An 18,684-nucleotide genomic window follows, 5' to 3' on the forward strand; every position below is an offset into this window, starting at 1 on the left:
GCTCAAAGCTCCCACTAACGGACGTCACCTTGCAAAAACTGGTATCGTTGGGGGTACTGGGAACACTAATACAAATCCGTATGGACATAGTTATTAATGTCTAACGGATAACCAGTCCACAAATCGAAAGTATGGGTTACAAGAGTTTACGTTACGTTAATGCCAGCCTAAATTGTCAACGCCGCTTCAAAGTATCGCCAAAGTCGATACGGGGGGTCAATTCCACGATCCGATCGGGGTCTGGCGCATCCGAGTCGTTTCGGGCTGCGATGATTTCAGCAGCCTTACGACCGATCTCTTTGCGGCAGGCGTCCATGGTGGCCAAGCGGCGCGGCAGACCTTCCAGCAATTCGACGCCGTTGAAACCGGCAATGCCGATTTGTCCCGGAATATCGATGCCTTGCTCAAGCAGCCACAGCATCCCGCCTGCGCCGATCATATCGTTCGAATAATAGATGAAGTCCAGATCGGGGGTGCGCTCCAGAATCTGCTGGGTCATCTCGCGCCCCTTTAGCAGAGCCGAGCCGCCCGAGTAGAATTCCTGATCCGCAATCTCGATACCGTGCTTGGCCAGCGCCTCGGTAAAGCCCTCGAAACGCTTACGGGCGCGGTGGTCCATGGGCATCTTGGTGCCGAGGAAGGCGATCCGGCTGTAACCGTGCTTAACGATAGCGTTGCCCATTTCGCGGCCGGCGCGACGGTGAGAAATACCGACCATGCTGTCCACGCATTTGCCGTCCACATCCATGATCTCGACGATCGGGATGCCAGAGGCGACCAGCATGGCGCGGGCCGCTTCGGAATGTTCCAGACCCGCAAGGATCAGGCCCGAGGGCCGCCATGAGAGCATTTCATAAAGAACACGCTCTTCCTTTTCGGGGCTGTAGTCGGTGACGCCGACGACGGGCTGTAGCTCGGTCTGTTCAAGAACTTCGCTGATGCCGGTCAGAACGTTCGGGAACACCATGTTTGAAAGGCTGGGGATGATGACCCCGACCAGATTCACCCGCTGGCTTGCCAAGGCCCCTGCGATCTTGTTCGGCACATAGCCAAGGTCGCGCGCGGCTTTCAGAACCCGTTCACGGGTGGCTTCTGACACATCTCCACGATTGCGTAGCACGCGGCTGACGGTCATCTCCGACACGCCAGAGGCTTCGGACACATCGCGCAGGGTGAGGGGGCGGACAGGGGTGTTGCTCATGGCGGCTCCGCTTATTTCTATTTCTCTTATGCTTACCCCAAGAGTGCGCAGTGTCCAGCATACATGTCAAAAGGGTTGCGATCCGCTGCACTTCGGGTGAAAACCACGGCCGTGGTCCCGTGGCTCAACTGGATAGAGCAGCCCCCTCCTAAGGGGCAGGTTGCAGGTTCGAACCCTGCCGGGATCACCAGCCTTTGTTTTCGCTACTATCTATGCCATCGAAAAGCGCTTTAGCGGCGCGGGCGATCCACGCTCTGCACAAACTTCATTCGCAAGCGTCATGATGTCTGGCGCCATAGCGGGTAGACACGGGCGGGCCGCTGTGGTGCCTTGAGTAGAACAAGTGTTCATTTCTGCCGGAGGACAGACCATGACCCAGACCCCGACCCTGAAAGCCAAAGACGCCCCCGATCTGGGCCGGTTCGACTGGATGGATGCCCTGCGCCTTGATGATCTGCTGACCGAAGAAGAGCGGATGTTGCGGGATGGTGCCCGCGCCTTTGCGCAGGATCGCCTGCAACCGCGGATCATCGATGCCTTCGCCGAAGAACGGGTCGAGCCGGAGATTTTTCGCGAAATGGGCCAAGCGGGTCTGCTGGGCGCAACCTTGCCCGAGGAATACGGCGGGCTGGGCGCCTCATACGTGGCCTACGGCCTGATCGCCCGCGAGGTCGAGCGTGTTGATTCCGGCTATCGCAGCATGATGAGCGTGCAGTCGTCCTTGGTGATCTACCCGATCTACGCCTACGGCACCGAAGCGCAGCGCCAGAAATACCTGCCCGGCCTGTGCAGCGGCGAATTGATCGGCTGCTTTGGTCTGACTGAACCCGATGCGGGCAGCGATCCGGCGGGCATGAAGACCCGCGCGGTGAAAACCGACACCGGCTATCGCCTGACGGGCAGCAAGATGTGGATCTCGAACAGTCCCATTGCGGATGTGTTCGTGGTCTGGGCTAAGTCAGAGGCCCATGGCGGCAAGATCAAAGGCTTTGTGCTGGAAAAGGGCATGAAGGGTCTGTCCGCGCCGAAAGTGGGGAACAAACTGTCCCTGCGCGCCAGCGTCACCGGTGAAATCGTGCTGGACGGGGTTGAGGTGGGCGAGGACGCCTTGCTGCCCAACGTCGAGGGTCTGAAAGGCCCCTTCGGTTGCCTGAACCGCGCCCGCTACGGCATTTCTTGGGGCGTCATGGGCGCGGCCGAGTTCTGCTGGCACAGCGCCCGCCAATACGGTCTGGACCGCCACCAATTCAACCGCCCGCTGGCGCAGACCCAGCTGTTCCAGAAGAAACTGGCCGATATGCAGACCGAGATCACTCTGGGCCTGCACGCCGCCTTACAGGTGGGCCGCCTCATGGACGAAGCCAAAGCCGCCCCCGAAATGATCAGCCTGATCAAGCGCAACAACTGCGGCAAAGCACTGGATATGGCCCGCCAGTCGCGGGACATGCACGGTGGCAACGGCATCAGCGGCGAATTCCAAGTGATCCGTCACATGATCAACCTTGAGACCGTAAACACCTATGAGGGCACCCACGATATCCACGCGCTTATTCTGGGTCGGGCGCAGACAGGGCTTCAGGCGTTTTTTTGAGCTGAGGTCGAGGCGAGCTGAAATTGCATTACCTTCGATTTCATTATAGGTGCTTTGCGATGTAATTGTGCTAGGCGATATCTATGAAAAAAGAGAAAACTGGGGAGCGCTTCTCTATTCTCTATTTGCAGCCAGCTGAACTGCAGATGGATAGCGATAGGGCGAGGTTTCGTATCGCGAAGCAAATAGAAAAGTTTTTTGCAGATGATTCGAGACCAAGTGGTTCGAGTCTATCGATGGCGGCTCGCGATGCGGTTGAAAGTCTTATTGGAATACCATTTAAAACACCACACACCAGTGTGCATACGTGGGAGAAATTCGTAGGCCGAATTGAGTTCGCGGATGTCCTAGACGTAATTACAGTATTAACTGGAGTTTTGAGGAACATCTGGGGAAATAATAGCCGTTCAGTTTTTTTCATTCTGGCAGTGCGAAGAATTTTCTCCGAAACGAACCTAGCTTATGAGATAGACGATCTTGGAGGAGTTCATCCACTAATAGATGCGGCGTTTTCTAAAGGTGTCGCGTCCGCAATTCGGTCTCTTGACGAGCCACGTTATGCAGCAACCGCTCGTTTGGTAAAAAGAATTGATTCCTGTCTATTGGATGAATCTCTGGATTATGTTGGGGGTGTTAGGGCGATCTTTGGGGCCTGCGAGAACCTTTTTAAATTGATGTTTGATGTGCCTAGGTTGGATGCGAAATCAGTATGTCAGAAGCTCCAACCATCAGTTCAAAGTCTATACGCAACTAGGAAAGCCGAACTTGGTCCGAATATGAAAATGTTGAATAGCTTTCAGCAGTGGATCGACAGCGCCCACTTCTTTCGTCACGAACCAGGTCATGAAACAGTTGAAACGACCAGTGCCGAACTGGGTCAACTTTTAATATCTCAAGGATTGGGTTATGTCCGCTGGTTGGCTCAGATCGATAAGGCTACTCAGTAGCCTCACCGCACCTCAATCGCGTCCTTCGCGACGGCCAGTGAATACCCGCGCCGCGCGACAGACCTGATCAGCAATTCGCTGACGATTTGATTGCCTAGACCATCCCGCAGGCGCTTGATTCTGGTGGCGCCGGCGGCTTCTTCGCAGTCGGAGGCGGATTTGCCGGATACCATCGCCTCGATCTCGGCGCCCGAGAGGATGTCATCGTCCATGCGGGCTTCGGCCAGAACCGAGAGGGTCTCAAGCGCCGCTGGGGTCAGGGTGAAGCCCATTTCGTTCAGGTAAACCATGTTTTCGGCCCGCTGGATCACCAAGGATCGGACCTGAATGCCGGACCGTTCGATCTGGGCCATCCGGCGGTTGGTTCCGGTCAGCAGCAGCAGAAACACCAGCGCGGTCAGCAGCATCGCGCAGGAAAACACCAGCAAAACAAAGATCACCATGCGGTAGCTGGCCAGCGTCTCGGAAAAGGCGGTGCCGGATTGGGCAAGGATTTCCAGCAGCTTCAGTTCGGCCTGACTGGTGAGGGTGTCGTTCTCGATAAATATCCGCTCGACCCGCGTGTTAAAGGCGTTGGCGTCGGGCAGGGACAGCAGCAGTACCGCCGCGCCTGCTAGCAGCAGCGCGGTCAGAACCCCAAGGCCGATCCAGACCAGCCGGTTTCCTTTAGTAGCGAAGATAGAATTCACCAGCGGCATCCTTCCGAGACTGTAATCCGGTCTCGTCGAATGTGCCGAGGATCGTCAGCAGGGTCCAGCCGTCATTGGCAAGGGCAGGCGCAAGTTCGCTTTGCGCCTGCGCCGCAGTGCAGGCCCCTTCGATCTGGCTGACGCCATAGGCCAGCCGCAGGGGGTTGTCTTGCTTGGCCTTGTAGTCGGCGTAGCAGGCCGCTTGGGCGGGCAGGGCCGCGGTGGCCAGAATCAGGGGAAGAATGATGTGTTTCATGCCCCCGACGGTGCGCCCGCATCGGCTGATATGCAATAACAATCGCATTTTCAGGGGCCGTTATCGGATAACAACCCGATGATATTGCTAGACTTTCGACGGGTGGCCCAAGTTGGACCCAAGCCACGACGGCACATGACATCCAACACGGAGACACCCTGATGAAAAAGACACTTTTGACCCTGACTCTCTCGGCCTCTTTGGTGATTTCGGGCATTGGCAGCGCCGCTCAGGCGGGCCCGCAGAATAAAGACAACACCGCGATGTTCGTGGGGCTGGCGGCTTTGGCGGCGCTGGGTGTGGCGCTGAACCAGAAGAAGCAAAAAGAGGAAGACGCCCGCGAACAGCGTAAAGATGATGCCCGCCGCGCCGCCGAGCGTGAGCGTCAGCGCCAAATGGCCCGCGAGCAGGCCCGTCAGGCCGAGCTGGATCGCCAGCGTTACCAAGAGCAGGAGCGTTACCGCCATGCAGAGCGCCAGCGTCACGAAGAACTGGAACGTCAGCGCCAGATCGCCCGCCAGCGCGCCGAGGACCAGCAGCGCCGTTATTCCAGCCACGAGCCTCTGCGCGGCCATGATGTGATCAAGCCGCCTCGTTACCAGCAGCAGTTCAACGGCAACCCGCCCCTGCCGCAGCAGTGCCTTGAGGTCGTGAATGCCTCGCGCGGGGATCAGGTGATGTACCGGATGAACTGCCTTGCCCAGAACGGCATCAACCTGCGCGAGCTGCCCGGCGAATGCATCCGCACCGTTCAACACGAATACCGGGCCCGCAAGGTGACCGGATACGACCCCCGCTGCCTGACCAAGAACGGGGTCGACCTGGCCCGGCGCTGATCCACGCCGGACCTCTCTAGACTGGGCGGGCCTTCGGGCCCGCTTTTTTTTGTGCTTGTGGCAAGGGGCGGGTGGGGCGACAACGCGGGGCATGAAGACAGAGCTGATCCTGCCCCCCGCCCCCGATGATTCTTTCGAACGCGCTGCAATGGAGCGTGGTCACCGCTTGATTGCCGGTGTGGATGAGGTCGGGCGCGGCCCTTTGGCGGGGCCTGTCGTGGCGGCCGCCGTGATTCTGGATCTGGAGAATTTCCCCGAGGGGCTGAACGATTCTAAAAAGCTGACGCCAAAGCGGCGTGCAGCCCTCTCCGAATCTATTCTGAAACAGGCGCAGTGCGGCATCGGCGTGGCCAGTGTTGCAGAAATAGACCAGATCAACATCCTTCAGGCCACCTATCTGGCCATGCGCCGCGCGGTCGAGGCGCTGCCGGTGCCGCCCGAATTTCTTCTGGTGGATGGAAATCGTCTGCCGGTGGAGTTCCAGTCGAATGCGGAAGCGGTTGTGAAAGGTGACGCGCGGTCGATCTCAATCGCGGCAGCGTCGATTATTGCAAAGGAATACAGGGATAATCTCATGTCGGCACTGGCTGAAGAGTATCCCGGATACGGCTGGGAACGTAACGCTGGCTATGGTTCCAAGGCCCATATGGACGCGCTGAAAACCCTTGGCGTGACGCCGCACCATAGGCGTTCGTTCAAGCCTATCCACAATATCTTGTATCAAGAGTGAATTGTAACAACCTGATTAGAAAAAACAATTTGACGAACCCACAGGTTTTCCTCATGTTATCCACAAACGAGAGCGCAAAAGCGCCGGTTTTAGAGGCAGTGAAACATGACGAAGAAATCCAAACAGGAGGCGCAGTGCGTCCTCCCGCGTAATTCCATATTGGCTGGCGACTGTATCGAAGTGATGAACTCACTTCCCGAGAACAGTGTCGATCTGATATTCGCAGACCCCCCTTACAATTTGCAATTGCGTGGCGACCTGAACCGTCCCGACAATAGCAAGGTGGACGCGGTTGACGATCACTGGGACCAGTTCGACAGCTTTCAGGCGTATGACGAATTCACCCGTGACTGGCTGGCTGCGGCCCGCCGTCTGCTAAAGCCCGATGGGGCGATCTGGGTGATCGGCAGCTACCACAACATCTTCCGCGTTGGCGCGGCCCTTCAGAACACCGGTTACTGGATTCTGAACGACGTGGTGTGGCGCAAGACCAACCCGATGCCGAACTTTCGCGGCAAGCGTCTGACCAACGCCCATGAGACCATGATCTGGGCCTCGAAATCCGAAGGCGCCAAGTACACTTTCAACTATGAGGCGCTGAAGTCTCTGAACGAAGGCGTGCAGATGCGCAGCGACTGGGTTCTGCCCATTTGCACCGGACACGAGCGTCTGAAAGACGAAGAGGGCAACAAAGCCCATCCGACCCAAAAACCCCAAAGCCTGCTGCACCGCGTGATCGTCGGCAGCACCAATCCGGGCGACGTGGTTCTGGACCCCTTCTTTGGCACCGGCACCACTGGCGCAGTCGCCAAGATGCTGGGTCGTGATTTTGTCGGCATCGAGCGTGAAGATTCCTACCGCAAATACGCCGAAGAGCGTATTGCGCAGATCTCGCCGTTCGACAAATCGGCATTGGAGGTCAGCACCTCCAAGCGCGCGGCACCCCGTGTGCCCTTCGGCCAGCTGGTCGAGCGCGGCATGTTGCAGCCCGGAGACGAGCTGTATTCGGCGGGGAACCGCTTCAAGGCAATCGTGCGGGCAGACGGCACGCTGGTTGGCAAGGACTTCAAGGGCTCGATCCATCAGGTAGGTGCCCACTATGAAGGCGCCCCCAGCTGCAACGGTTGGACCTATTGGCACTTCAAGCGGGACGGTCAGATCATCTCGATCGACGTGCTGCGCCAGCAGATCCGCGCCGAAATGGAAGGCCGCACAAACTAATACCAACACAAGCAACCCCAGTTGCCTGCGACCGCGCCCGTCATGCGCGGTCACAACTACGCCCCGCTGAGTTCAGCAATGACGGCGGGGCGCTTTTTCGGGCCAATCAATGCAGTTGATCAACGCCTACATCCGCTTGCTTCGGGCGATCTACGAAGCCTTTACACACCAGCTGGTATTGGCCCTGTTCTCGGTCAATCTGCTACTGGTGTCTTTGTCGTCTGTTATCTACGTCCACCTTGAAGGGTGGGATTTCACGGACGCGCTTTATTTCTCAGTCATCACGATTTCGACCGTCGGATACGGCGACATGACGCCTGTCACCGTTGGCGGCAAGCTGTTCACGTCGGGCTATATCTTTGTGGGCGCAGGATTTTTCTTCCTCGCCGTGGGCGCATTCGCCGAAGACGTCATCAAGTACATCCGCGAGCACCGTTAACGGGGCATCGGGTTCTGCCCTTTGTTATAGGGCTGCCAGTCCTCGATATGCGGATAATACTGCTGCCGCCATTCCCGCACCTTGGGGTTCATCACCCGCCGCCAGTAGGACGGCACCATCGCGCCAAGGCTCATCAAGGGATAGCCGTGGGGCAGTTGCGGGGCCTCATCTTCGGAATAGTTCTGAAGTAGCGGAAAGCGCCGGTCCGGCTTGTAATGGTGGTCCGAGTGGCGTTGCAGGTTGATCAACAGCCAGTTGGTGCCGGTATGCGCGGCGTTCCAGCTGTGGTGGGGTTTGACGTGCTCATACTTGCCGTCGCCCAGATATTCGCGGGTCAGGCCGTAGTGTTCCACGTAGTTCACCACCTCTAGCTGCCAGATCGCCACAAAGGCTTGCCAGACGAACAGGGCCAGACCGATCCAGCCGCCAGCAATCAGGGCACAGGCGATCATGATCCCTTGCAGCGCCCAATAGCGCCAGAACGGATTACTGCGGTGGTGCCACGGCAGGCTGCGGCGGGCCAGCATGGCCTTTTCCGCATTGAACGAAGAGACCAGCGATTGCCGCAGCACCCGCGGGAAGAACCGGTGAAAGCCTTCGTTATAACGCGCGGTCACGGGGTCTTTGGGCGTGCCCACATATAGGTGGTGCACGCGCAGGTGTTCGCTGCGGAAGTGGGAATACAGCACCATCGCCAGCAGGATATCCCCCAGCCAGCGTTCCTTGTTGTTCTTCTGGTGCATCAATTCATGGCTGTAGTTGATGCCGATGGTGCCGGTGATCACCCCGACGCCAAAGAAGAGGCCGATCATGGCAGCTGTGCTGAGGTGCTCGGTGTGGGTGGCATAGTAGATCAGGCCAAAGACGGTCAGGAACTGCACAGGGGGCCAGATGATCGTGATGGCCCGATACCAGAACAGGTCATCCTCGGACGTGGATAGATCGGCGTTTTCCTTGTTCAGCCCCGCCAGCGCATCCAGAAAGCTGAACAGATACCACGCGATTAGCGGAACCAGCAGCACCGCCCATCCCCCCTGCACTGCGCAGAACCAAGCCAGCGGGATCAGCACCAACGACAACCAGAAGGGCAGAGCGCGTTGGATTTTTGCGACTTGGGCGGGGGCAATCATTCGTAAGCTCCTTGAGCGACAATCATAACAACTGTCGCAGTTTGTATCAGGATTTACGAGATTTTCCTGATGTCAGATCAAATGCCTTCCGCATAACGGTGGGTAAATTCGAAGGGTCAAAGTCCTCTTCGGCCACAAACTCTCCCCGTTCGGGTTGCCGTTCCATCGGGACCAGCGCGGTCAGGACCGTGAGGCTTAGATGAAAATGGGTGAAGGTGTGCTTGGCCTCTTCGTTCAAGGTCTTCCATTCTGCGCGGATCGGGGGCGCGGGCAGAGGGTCGGTCTCGGCCCATTCGCTACCGGGCCAACCCAGCATACCGCCCAAAAGGCCGCTTTCGGGACGGGTTTCCAGCAGATAGGCACCATCGACGCGGCGGGTGATATAGGCGATGCCGCGACGTTTCGGTTTAGCCTTCTTGGGTTTTTTGTGGGGCAGCTCTGCGGGAGTGCCGAAAAGGCGGGCGCGGCAGTTGTCGCGCCACGGGCACAGGCCGCAGGCCGGATTGCGCGGTGTGCAGATCGTGGCGCCCAGATCCATCACTGCCTGCGCATAGTCACCTGGTCGATCCGTAGGTGTCAGGGTTGCGGCCAGTTCCGTTAGTTCAGATTTCGAATCGGGCAGCGGATTTTGCACGTTGAAGATGCGGGACATCACCCGTTCCACGTTGCCATCGACGACAGTTGCGGCCTCATCAAAGGCGATGCTGGCGACGGCGGCGGCGGTGTAGGGGCCGATGCCGGGCAGTTTGATCAACTCGGCATAGGTCTGGGGAAAGATGCCGCCGTGGTCATTCGCCACGGCGCGGGCGCATTTCAAGAGGTTACGGGCGCGGGCATAGTATCCCAGCCCCGCCCAAGCGGCCATGACATCGGCATCTTCGGCAGCGGCCAGATCGGTGACACGGGGCCAGCGGGCGGTGAATTTGTTGAAGTAATCGCGCACGGCGGCCACGGTGGTCTGCTGCAACATGACCTCGGACATCCAGACGCGATAGGGGTCTGGCATCACTCCATTTTTGCGCTGTGCGGGGGGCACGCGCCATGGCATGGTGCGGGCATGCCGGTCATACCAGTCCAGCAATGTTTCAGCCGTGGGCAGGGATACGTCGGATTCGTCACGCATTCTTTATCCTTGGTGTGAAACGGCCTCTGGCCTTGGGGGCGCGGGTCACTAGAATAGCGCTAGAGAAACAGATGCAAGAGCCAACCCGTCAAGACCTACGCTGATGACCAAGCGATACTCTTCCACTCGCGGCTTTGCCCGCACGTCCAAGCTGCTGAATACCCAGATCCGAGAGGCTGGGGAAAAGCGCGGCTTTGCCGTGGCCAAGCTGTTGACCCATTGGGCCGAAGTGGTGGGGCAGGACATCGCTTCCGTCGCGCAGCCGATCAAGATCGGCTACGGGCGCGGCGGGATGGGGGGCACACTGACCTTGCTGACCACGGGCGCGCAGGCCCCGATGCTTGAGATGCAAAAGGATGTGATCCGAACCCGCGTGAATGCCTGTTACGGCTATAACGCGATTGCACGGGTCCATATCACCCAGACGGCGCCCACAGGGTTTGCCGAAGGGCAGGCGCAGTTCCTGCATGCGCCGCGCAAATCCAAACCGGCCGAAACCCCCGAAATCCGCGCCCGTGCCAGTGAACTGGCCGAGGACGTGGGCAGCCCCGAATTGCGCGCTGCACTGGAACGGCTGGCGCGGAATGTTTACACAAAGACAAGTACAAAGACATGAGGCTTCAATGACACGCAAACTTCTGGCCACCGCTTTCGTGACCGCGGCGACCCTTGGCGGCGCATACTGGATGACCAGCGCACCCGAGGCGACCTCATCGCTGCTGCCCGCTCCTGCTATGGCGCAAGAGGCAGATGCTGCCACTGATGCCGCGACCGAGGCCCCCGCGATCGTCGATATGATGATGGGTCAGGCCGATGCGCCGGTCGAAGTGATCGAATACGCCTCTTTCACCTGCCCGCACTGCAAGAATTTCCACGATGGCCCGCTGCCCGAGATCAAGAAAAACTACATCGATGAAGGCAAGGTAAAGTTCATCTTCCGCGAAGTGTACTTTGACCGCCCCGGCCTGTGGGCTTCGATGGTGGCCCGTTGCGGCGGCGAGATGCGTTACTTTGGCATTTCGGACCTGATCTTCGAGAACCAGTCCGAATGGGCGAAAGCTGGCGGCGCGGCCGAGATGGTCGATATGCTGAAGAAATACGGCAAGATCGCCGGTCTGGAAGACGCGCAGCTGGACGCCTGCCTTCAGGATGCGACCTCCGCGCAGGCTCTGGTTGACTGGTATCAGGCCAACGACGCGGTGCATGACATCACCGGCACCCCGAGCTTTATCATCAACGGCGAGAAGTACAGCAACATGAGCTATACCGACTTTGCCGCCGTTCTGGACAAAAAGCTGGCCGAAGCGAAATGAGCGCCGCACCGCTTGCCGGTGTAAAGGTCATTGAACTGGCCCGTATTCTGGCCGGCCCTTGGGCCGGTCAGTTGCTGTCCGATCTTGGGGCCGAGGTCATCAAGGTCGAAAGTCCCGAAGGGGACGACACCCGCCGCTGGGGGCCTCCGTTCATCGAGCGTGAAGGCGACCGCACGGCCGCCTATTTTCATAGCTGCAATCGGGGCAAGACCTCGGTCATCGCGGATTTCCGCACGCCCGAGGGGCAGGAAAAGGTCCGCGATCTGGTGCAAAACGCCGATGTGGTGATCGAGAACTTCAAGGTTGGCGGGCTGGCGAAATACGGTCTGGATTACGACAGCCTGCGCAAGGTGAACCCGCGTCTGGTCTATTGCTCGATCACCGGTTTCGGGCAGGACGGCCCTTATGCGGCGCGGGCGGGCTATGACTACATCATTCAAGGTATGTCGGGCCTCATGTCCATCACAGGCGAGGCCGAAGGCCAGCCCATGCGGGCGGGCGTTGCTGTGGCGGATATTTTCACCGGTCTTTATGCCTCAAACGCGATTCTGGCGGCGCTTTATCAGCGGGACCGGACCGGCGAAGGACAGCAGATCGACATGGCGCTGTTGGATGTTGCGGTTGGCGTGATGGCCAATCAGGCGATGAACTATCTGGCCACAGGCACGCCACCGGGCCGCGTGGGCAATACCCACCCCAATCTGGTGCCCTATCAGGTGTTCCAGTGTGGTGATGGCTTTGTGATCATCGCCGTGGGCAACGACAGCCAGTTCGGCCGGTTCTGCGAGATTCTGGGCTTGGGTGGTCTGGCCTCGGACGCGCGTTTCGCCTCCAATCCGGCGCGGATCGAGAACCGCGCGGCCTTGGTTGAAATCCTGTCCGGTGCGATGACCCGCTTTACCAAAGCCGAGATGCTTGCCGCCTGTGAGGCGCAGGGCGTTCCGGCGGGGCCGATCAACGATATGGCCGAGGTTTTCGCCGATCCGCAGGTGATCGCTCGCGGCTTGCGTATTGAGCCTGACGGGATTGCGGGTATACGCACACCGATCCGGTTTTCCGGAGCCTCTCTTTCCCTGAATCGGTCTGCACCGCGTTTGGGGAATGGCGAGGCCAACGACTGATCGCAGGACCTCTGGCGGCGGGCGGATGCCTCCGGCGGGGGTATGTCAATACGCAGATTATCATGGAAATAAGGCGATTCGAAAATACACCCTTAAAAACCTACGCTTATAACCACATTGGGAGAAGCGAGTTCTACCCAATGCATCTGGGCATCATCGAACCGAGGTGAATTGACCCGGAAAAGTGCATTCCGCATCCGGTGGCGCGACGGTTTCATTCCTAAACTTGTTTCAGAAATTTGAGTAGTAAGCGTACGCTATTTCCTCACTGAGGTTAAGTTCAGCATTGTCGCATAAGCCTTGAATGTTCGGGACATCACAGTTATGAGCTTTAAGCTTAAGACCTCACAGATTTTATAATATACTTGATTTCTAATTATGATTTCCGAAATTTCGATCTTCTCGGACGGGGTACTTAAAATTCGCACTGCTTTCTTGCAGTGAATAGGCGTTAACGCAGTCAGCATAAGAAGTGATGGGGTTTCGATATAGATTGGATCTTTAATGCTTACCGATTGGGGGCAGAGCAATACGCGTGCATAGATGGGCTTGCAGCGAAAGCAGGCCACTCCGCAAGACCCAATCTGTCTCATAGCAGTGAACTTTGACATTAAATAATATTCAGATGTAACGATTTTTTTCAGAAGTCTTTTGGGAGGTCATCATGGGTAAAATTCCGTTCGGAATCCTAAATGGTGTATTGAAGGGCGCGGGGAATTCTAGGGAAAATTTTCTCAGCTGGACTAGTGTGCGCACGCTCGCGGAAGCTCAGTTGCTTTCCAAAGCCTCTTACCTCACATTAGCAATTGTTCCAATTTTAGCTACACTGTGGGAAGAATTTCGGCATATTTTCGTATTTCACTGGAAGAAAATTGACCAAGACCTTAGTGCAGTATCTTCCTTAGTTTTGCAGTCGCAGAATGCACCTCTCCAAGGCGATACTGAGGCATGTGCAAGTGGCGCCTTAGGTGAGCTATCTCAGCAAATTCAGGTCGTTCAGTCCTCATTTGGAGCAATGAATTCGGAGTTTCCGCTCACTCTTGCACTCGGATTTTTTGCTTCATTATCTATCGTTTGCGGGCAGCTCATTTATCAAACTTTTGCTCCTCAGGTTCTTAAGATCTACTCCAAGAGTGATTTTGTAATGGGGAAGTTAGCACAAGAAAAGGAGGCAAGTTTTGCGGCAAATCCAAGCAACAGGCAGGAAGTCGAAAGCCTAATTGAAGAATTCATCGATGAGTATGATCAGCTATCGCGTAAAAATGGCATGGCATGCTTGTACGCAATTATTCTCTACTCTGTAGGATTGGCTATTATTATTGTGATAATAATTATACAGTCAATATCCGTGGCGTCTGCATCTGGATTTTTATTGCTTTGAGATAAATAATTTGGCTGAAAAATATAAAGCCGGGAGTAGAAAAAGAAGTAAAAGAGCCGAGGCAATGGTGTTTCTGATATTCGCGTTGAATAAGCTGATGAGGAAGCTCATATCCACAGAAAATGTAATAGCAAAAATTGCGAAAGCTGAAAAAATCAGCAGGCAAGTGCGAAAGAAAAAGTTCCACTTCCAGGATCTCGTGATTTCTAAATTTGCTTTGTTAATTCTTTCTGAAGTGGCCTCAAAATCTTTTTTTGAATTCGGTTGCTGTAATTCTTTATACAATTCAGGAGCAACAGTGGTGCCGTAAATGTCGTCAAGTTTGTTGACTGCGCTCCTAGGGTCAGATTTTGGCTTGCCTTTTGTATAGGAAGTGAGGCGATGCAGCACTAGTGTGCAAAAAGCTTCATTCTCTGAAAGCTCCTCAACTTTCTGGCTTGTATTGTGCACGCGCATTAGCATGTGCCCATCCCAATTAGGGTCAACCGTAGTTGAGTTAATCATTATGCCCCTCAAAGCGAGTGAACCACGGGCATGGATGGCACCCATTAAAAACCCTGACAGCCAAACCCTCTCTTTTGTCACAATAATAATGGTCGAATTCGGCGGAAAGCAGAAAAATTTCTCGCCATCTCTTTCCGCGAGCACTGTGTAAGAAATCTCTTGAGGTGAGGTGGATTGGGAGAGAATGAATGCTTTTCCGACGCGCAAATCATATCCAAGTGGAGTAAAATTTTCAGAGCACACCGGGTGCACTAAAAATGTCTTCCCGTTCTCTCTTTTCAGGTCTTCAGCACTTAGAGCGTTCATCTTTGTTCTCAAAAAAAAACTTCGCGGCATTTAAAGATTGCGCAACTGTTTCTTCTACATCGCCATGAGTGTTAATTACAATATGCTGGTCGCTTTTAGCGTCTGTCACACACATCTCTTGGTATGATCGCAGTTCTTCCCGTAGATCTCGAGAAAAATCACTGCGATTATCTGCCCGTACTTGTATTGATAGCTGCTCAAAAGTCTCCGGCAATATAATGATTTTTAAGATATTCGGGTATGGATAGTACTTTAGTTCACTATCCTTCATATCAAGGCACCAGTGCTGGCTTGATGAATAAGACATTGCGTCGAGTATCGAAGCTTTGTCGTTGCCATAAAACTCGCCGAACATCTTTGAATATCTAAAAAAATGCCCCAAGTCCGCTCGTCGCAGAAAGTCGTCGGGCGTAATGGAAACCTTATCATCGTTAGCCCTCGCAGGCCGAGTCGTATAGACTGGTATCTTCCGCCAACCATGGTTGTTAATCAATTTTTTCATAACAGTCGACTTGCCGACGCCGCTTGGGCCAAGAAAAAAGGTCAACATTACTTTTAAATTTCGTGACCTTCAGACTCTTTTTTACCTTCTAGATGCGCCCTTAGGTCCGGTCGCACCTCCATGTCAACTACAACGCTGCTCCTTTTGACAACTTCGATTCCGTTTTCAACAAGTGCTGCCAACTTCTTCTTATTATTGCTAATCAAATCGACCTTTCGCACACCAAGTTTTTTCAAAATCAGGGCACCCGAAAAGTAGCTTCTATTATCCCTTGGGAAACCAAGCGCCTCAAATGCATCAGAGGAGTTTCTCTTGCCGCCAGGTAAATTGTTTTCCGCCAGCGTCGCCATTATGCCGTTGTCTTTTGCCTGGTGGTCTAGAACAATTATCATTCCGATTCCATCTTCACAAATTCTCTTCAATGCCATGTCAAATTGTTCACGGCAATCGCAATCACGAGATTGGAAATAATGTGCGGTCACACATGAAGAATGGAGCCGCACTGGCAAAGGTTCATCACCTTTGGGAAGACCTGTATGAACCGAGTATACCTCGGATTTGCCGTCATACCAAGCAGAGAAGGTGACCTCACCATAATCTGTTCTCAACGGCATTTCTCCAAGCTTTGAAATTAATTGTTGCATAAAATTTCCCTTCAAATTGACACTTGAGTAGCAAAAAGTCAATTTGTCAATTTGTCAATTTAATTATTCATTAAGAAATTCTTACATTTTGATGTTCAGACGTAGAAATGGATATGATTCTCAATCGAGAGGGATTTGGGAAACTGTTTACCCGATGGAAATATTCCGGATTAATCATTTTGGTGGAATATCTGGTCTTGCGCGCATTTCTATGAAGTCTAAGTCTACTAAAGCTTACATCTGCGTATCCGAGCTACTGTTCATTGAGCCGCACCGGGTTTGCCGGAGGCTTCAACTCCTGAGTAGGATGAAGCCACAATGAGCAAGACAACAAACAAATATTCTCCTGAAGTCCGCGAACGCTCGGTGCGGTTGGTCCTGGATAACCAGGGCCAGCAGAGTTCCCGCTGGCAGGCGATTATGTCTATCTCCGTAAAGATCGGCTGTTCGGCGCATACGCTGAATGAGTGGGTCAAGAAGGCAGAAAGGCATCGAACGGTCATAAATATCTTCGCACAGGCGGCTAATCAACTCTCGCAACCCGACTTTACCAAGTAACTTTATTGCCACCCGAAGCTACACCATCCGATGGGACGCGATCGTAGCCCGAGAATGATAGGCAACTATAACCCTGTTCGCGATAGTGTTCAGAGATTGCCTCTCGCAAGTTTCAGAGAACTCACTGCGCTCAGGATTTAGTATATTTGCTGAGCGAGCCATGTTTTTGTGACACAAAAACTCTCGCCTTCATTCGCTTCGCTCACGCCGGGGCGGGAGTGCGCGCTTCGCTTGCACTCCCTTTTGTCAGCTTGCTTTGAACCTGTTGATCTGTCGCCATATACCGCATCGCCCCGTGACATTTGCCGCTCAAGCAAAGTGTAAACGTTCGCTTAATATTCGAGTCCTAACTGCCTGATGCGGGCTACGTTCTTCGGCTTCTTTAGGTGTTCGGTGCAGCCTTGCATTTACACGAGGCGATCATGGGACGAACGAAGAAAGGCGGCAGGCCAAAGGCAGCAGAAACGCGAAGCAGGTATCTAAATATCAGGCTCACCGAAACCGAACTGGCTTGGCTACGAGACAAGGCAGCAGGTGCGCAGCTTTCGGACTTCGCTCGCCGTCGTCTTCTTGGAAAAGGAGAGGTTCGACCGATCCCCGAGATCAATCAGCTGGCTTGGGAGCAATTGGCCCGGACCGCTGCCAATCTAAATCAGCTTACCCACCACGCAAACCTCGGACGCTTTCCTCACCATGAAGACTTTGCCCGTGCGCTTGTCCGCCTGTCGGGAAACCTCAAAGAGGTCCGAGAGCGCCTGATCGGAGGCGAGCATGGCGATAGGTAAACTCATCAAAGGAGCTAATCCCAACGGGCTTGTCGACTATCTCCTTGGCGCCACCGACAACCAAGGACGAGACCGCCCTAAGGTTGCAATCGTCGGAGGCACACTTGGCTTTGATGGCGTGTCCGCAAAGCGCCAATTCGCTACCCTGAGAAAATTGCGCCCCTCCGTCACCAAGAACATCGTGCACATGTCGATCTCTCTGCCCGCGCAGGACCGAGAACTTTCTGAAGACGAGTGGTCCGCTATTGGGGACCACTGGGCCAAGGAGATGGGGTTCCAAGCTTACCTGACTGTTTGCCACGGTGACCATATTCACATCGCAGCCAGCCGTATCAGGCTGGATGGATCCGTCGTTTCGGACAGCCATGACTACCGCCGCAGCGAAGCATTAGTCCGAGAAGTTGAGCAAATGTTCGAATTGATCCCAGTGGAGCCATCGCACTTGCTCAATGCAGACCGCAAAGCAGACCACATTACAGCTCCGAAATCGGGCGAGTTGGAAATGGCTGCGAAGGGCGAAATCTCGTCTAAGGCTCAGCTGCAGAAGTTGCTTTCGGATCTGACCGCCAAGCCCATCACCGCAAGCGATTTTGTAGACGCCCTGGAAGCCTGTGGCGTTGACGTGCGCCCGAACGTTTCCCCGACCACGGGCAGGCTCTCAGGCTTTGCTTTTGGCCTAGATGGGAATGTTTTATCCGCGTCCGCGCTTGGACGGGGCTTTTCATTGAAGAACTTAGAGAAGAGAGGATTTGCCTATGTCAAAGACCGAGACTTTCAGAAACTCAGCGAAGCAAAAGAGCGCAGCCTTGAACGCGCCTTTAGCGATGCAGCTGGAGACGAACGCGGCGGTGCAGCAAGAAGTGCTTCAGGCGATACATGCGCTGCCCCACGAGATTGGCAGAGCATTGGAGCCGATAATGAATTTGCTGGAGGAGCAAAGAGCGCAGAATGTGCTTCTGCTGGACCGGATGCAAAAGCAGGATCGCCTGATGCGGGCTTTGGGGAAGCGACTGGAGAAACAGTAAGTCAACTCATATCGCAGATCCCGCAGCGACGCACCGGTAAGCCTGACAGCATAGGGCATTCTTCAGATGACGAACCGCAGCCCATCGGCTTGGCTGAATTCCTCAATGGCTTTGAAAGACGGGTTCAAGTTGTCACGCGCCCTCTATGGGTACTACAGCAAATATTGGCAGGATTGGAAAATGTCCGCCAGAAACTCCGCGCTGGTAAGGCGATCAGCAAGAGTTTCCTGAAATCGCGCTCTAGCGTGGGCGCGACACCTTCAGCCGAACCGGACCACCCACAAGACTGCAGTGATCGCGTGCGCAAAGGCGTCAGTGGGGCTTCAGATGATCCGGAACCGCCAATTCCACTATAATCGCATCTCGCTAGGTCAGAGTTCGC

At 55.1% G+C, this 18,684-nt stretch carries 20 protein-coding genes, 1 tRNA gene and 1 pseudogene; 14 read left to right on the plus strand and 8 right to left on the minus strand.

What is annotated here, in order from left to right:
- Window positions 1-175: 175 nt before the first annotated feature.
- On the minus strand, window positions 176-1,201 hold the full coding sequence (locus CLV74_RS06275) for a LacI family DNA-binding transcriptional regulator (RefSeq protein WP_106263378.1): 1,026 nt from the start codon (window positions 1,199-1,201) through the stop codon (window positions 176-178).
- Window positions 1,202-1,314: 113 nt separating this feature from the next.
- On the opposite strand from CLV74_RS06275, the gene CLV74_RS06280 reads away from it, so the two are divergent.
- From CLV74_RS06280 to CLV74_RS22545, 3 genes are all read left to right on the plus strand, one after another.
- Window positions 1,315-1,391: transfer RNA gene (locus CLV74_RS06280), tRNA-Arg, on the plus strand.
- A 180-nt stretch (window positions 1,392-1,571) separates the two neighbouring features.
- Window positions 1,572-2,792: an acyl-CoA dehydrogenase gene (locus tag CLV74_RS06285; RefSeq protein WP_106263379.1), complete on the plus strand. Its 1,221-nt coding sequence runs from the start codon at window positions 1,572-1,574 to the stop codon at window positions 2,790-2,792.
- A gap of 83 nt (window positions 2,793-2,875) precedes the next feature.
- Window positions 2,876-3,739, plus strand: a complete 864-nt coding sequence (locus tag CLV74_RS22545) for a BAR domain-containing protein (RefSeq protein ID WP_146134906.1) — start codon at window positions 2,876-2,878, stop codon at window positions 3,737-3,739.
- 2 nt (window positions 3,740-3,741) lie between these two features.
- Here the strand turns inward: CLV74_RS22545 and CLV74_RS06295 are convergent, their stop codons facing one another.
- Window positions 3,742-4,386: a winged helix-turn-helix domain-containing protein gene (locus CLV74_RS06295; protein WP_211299016.1), complete on the minus strand. Its 645-nt coding sequence runs from the start codon at window positions 4,384-4,386 to the stop codon at window positions 3,742-3,744.
- Window positions 4,387-4,405: 19 nt separating this feature from the next.
- Window positions 4,406-4,684: a hypothetical protein gene (locus tag CLV74_RS06300; protein ID WP_106263381.1), complete on the minus strand. Its 279-nt coding sequence runs from the start codon at window positions 4,682-4,684 to the stop codon at window positions 4,406-4,408.
- Between the two features lie 161 nt (window positions 4,685-4,845).
- Here CLV74_RS06300 and CLV74_RS06305 point away from each other — a divergent pair, with 161 nt between their 5' ends.
- The 4 genes from CLV74_RS06305 to CLV74_RS06320 all read left to right on the plus strand — a co-directional run bounded on the left by CLV74_RS06305 (window position 4,846) and on the right by CLV74_RS06320 (window position 7,910).
- Window positions 4,846-5,520, plus strand: a complete 675-nt coding sequence (locus CLV74_RS06305) for a hypothetical protein (RefSeq protein WP_106263382.1) — start codon at window positions 4,846-4,848, stop codon at window positions 5,518-5,520.
- 91 nt (window positions 5,521-5,611) lie between these two features.
- Window positions 5,612-6,250 carry a ribonuclease HII gene (locus CLV74_RS06310; RefSeq protein WP_106263383.1) on the plus strand — a complete coding sequence of 213 codons (639 nt, stop codon included), beginning with the start codon at window positions 5,612-5,614 and terminating at the stop codon, window positions 6,248-6,250.
- A gap of 105 nt (window positions 6,251-6,355) precedes the next feature.
- Complete coding sequence (locus CLV74_RS06315; RefSeq protein ID WP_106263384.1) at window positions 6,356-7,471, plus strand: site-specific DNA-methyltransferase; 1,116 nt, start codon at window positions 6,356-6,358, stop codon at window positions 7,469-7,471.
- Between the two features lie 109 nt (window positions 7,472-7,580).
- Entirely contained in the window at window positions 7,581-7,910 is a 330-nt protein-coding gene (locus tag CLV74_RS06320) for a potassium channel family protein (RefSeq protein ID WP_106263385.1), read from the plus strand.
- Here the strand turns inward: CLV74_RS06320 and CLV74_RS06325 are convergent.
- Together CLV74_RS06325 and mutY are read right to left on the minus strand one after the other, a co-directional pair.
- Window positions 7,907-9,040, minus strand: a complete 1,134-nt coding sequence (locus CLV74_RS06325) for an alkane 1-monooxygenase (RefSeq protein WP_106263386.1) — start codon at window positions 9,038-9,040, stop codon at window positions 7,907-7,909. The two genes, CLV74_RS06320 and CLV74_RS06325, sit on opposite strands and share 4 nt — an antisense overlap.
- Window positions 9,041-9,086: 46 nt before the next feature.
- Window positions 9,087-10,163 carry an A/G-specific adenine glycosylase gene (gene mutY / locus CLV74_RS06330; RefSeq protein ID WP_106263387.1) on the minus strand — a complete coding sequence of 359 codons (1,077 nt, stop codon included), beginning with the start codon at window positions 10,161-10,163 and terminating at the stop codon, window positions 9,087-9,089.
- Between the two features lie 103 nt (window positions 10,164-10,266).
- On the opposite strand from mutY, the gene CLV74_RS06335 reads away from it, so the two are divergent.
- The 4 genes from CLV74_RS06335 (at window position 10,267) to CLV74_RS06350 (ending at window position 13,978) form a co-directional block, all read left to right on the plus strand.
- Window positions 10,267-10,779 carry a DUF721 domain-containing protein gene (locus CLV74_RS06335; protein WP_106263388.1) on the plus strand — a complete coding sequence of 171 codons (513 nt, stop codon included), beginning with the start codon at window positions 10,267-10,269 and terminating at the stop codon, window positions 10,777-10,779.
- A 7-nt stretch (window positions 10,780-10,786) separates the two neighbouring features.
- The gene (locus CLV74_RS06340) at window positions 10,787-11,476 is read left to right on the plus strand and encodes a DsbA family protein (RefSeq protein WP_106263389.1); all 690 of its coding nucleotides are present in this window, start codon (window positions 10,787-10,789) and stop codon (window positions 11,474-11,476) included.
- Window positions 11,473-12,597: a CaiB/BaiF CoA transferase family protein gene (locus tag CLV74_RS06345; protein ID WP_106263390.1), complete on the plus strand. Its 1,125-nt coding sequence runs from the start codon at window positions 11,473-11,475 to the stop codon at window positions 12,595-12,597. Before CLV74_RS06340 ends, CLV74_RS06345 begins: the two co-directional genes overlap by 4 nt.
- Before the next feature lie 664 nt (window positions 12,598-13,261).
- Window positions 13,262-13,978, plus strand: a complete 717-nt coding sequence (locus tag CLV74_RS06350; protein ID WP_106263391.1) for a hypothetical protein — start codon at window positions 13,262-13,264, stop codon at window positions 13,976-13,978.
- Here CLV74_RS06350 and CLV74_RS06355 read toward each other — a convergent pair.
- The 3 genes from CLV74_RS06355 to CLV74_RS06360 are packed head-to-tail and all read right to left on the minus strand — an operon-like array spanning window position 13,967 to window position 15,934.
- Entirely contained in the window at window positions 13,967-14,788 is an 822-nt protein-coding gene (locus tag CLV74_RS06355; protein WP_170107994.1) for a dCTP deaminase domain-containing protein, read from the minus strand. The two genes, CLV74_RS06350 and CLV74_RS06355, sit on opposite strands and share 12 nt — an antisense overlap.
- Window positions 14,769-15,338, minus strand: a complete 570-nt coding sequence (locus tag CLV74_RS22550; protein WP_146134907.1) for a nucleoside/nucleotide kinase family protein — start codon at window positions 15,336-15,338, stop codon at window positions 14,769-14,771. Before CLV74_RS22550 ends, CLV74_RS06355 begins: the two co-directional genes overlap by 20 nt.
- Window positions 15,339-15,343: 5 nt before the next feature.
- Window positions 15,344-15,934, minus strand: coding sequence for a GTP cyclohydrolase II (locus CLV74_RS06360; protein ID WP_106263393.1), 591 nt, complete (start codon window positions 15,932-15,934; stop codon window positions 15,344-15,346).
- Window positions 15,935-16,252: 318 nt separating this feature from the next.
- On the opposite strand from CLV74_RS06360, the pseudogene CLV74_RS06365 reads away from it, so the two are divergent.
- The 3 genes and pseudogenes from CLV74_RS06365 to CLV74_RS06375 all read left to right on the plus strand — a co-directional run.
- Window positions 16,253-16,420, plus strand: a pseudogene (locus tag CLV74_RS06365) (transposase); the annotation flags it as partial.
- 494 nt (window positions 16,421-16,914) lie between these two features.
- Window positions 16,915-17,277: a plasmid mobilization protein gene (locus CLV74_RS06370; protein WP_106263395.1), complete on the plus strand. Its 363-nt coding sequence runs from the start codon at window positions 16,915-16,917 to the stop codon at window positions 17,275-17,277.
- Window positions 17,264-18,658 (plus strand): relaxase/mobilization nuclease domain-containing protein, encoded by a 1,395-nt coding sequence (locus tag CLV74_RS06375; RefSeq protein WP_106263396.1) that lies wholly within the window; start codon window positions 17,264-17,266, stop codon window positions 18,656-18,658. Before CLV74_RS06370 ends, CLV74_RS06375 begins: the two co-directional genes overlap by 14 nt.
- Window positions 18,659-18,684 lie beyond the last annotated feature (26 nt).

The sequence above is a fragment of the Donghicola tyrosinivorans genome (assembly GCF_003003355.1).
GTDB lineage: Bacteria > Pseudomonadota > Alphaproteobacteria > Rhodobacterales > Rhodobacteraceae > Donghicola > Donghicola tyrosinivorans.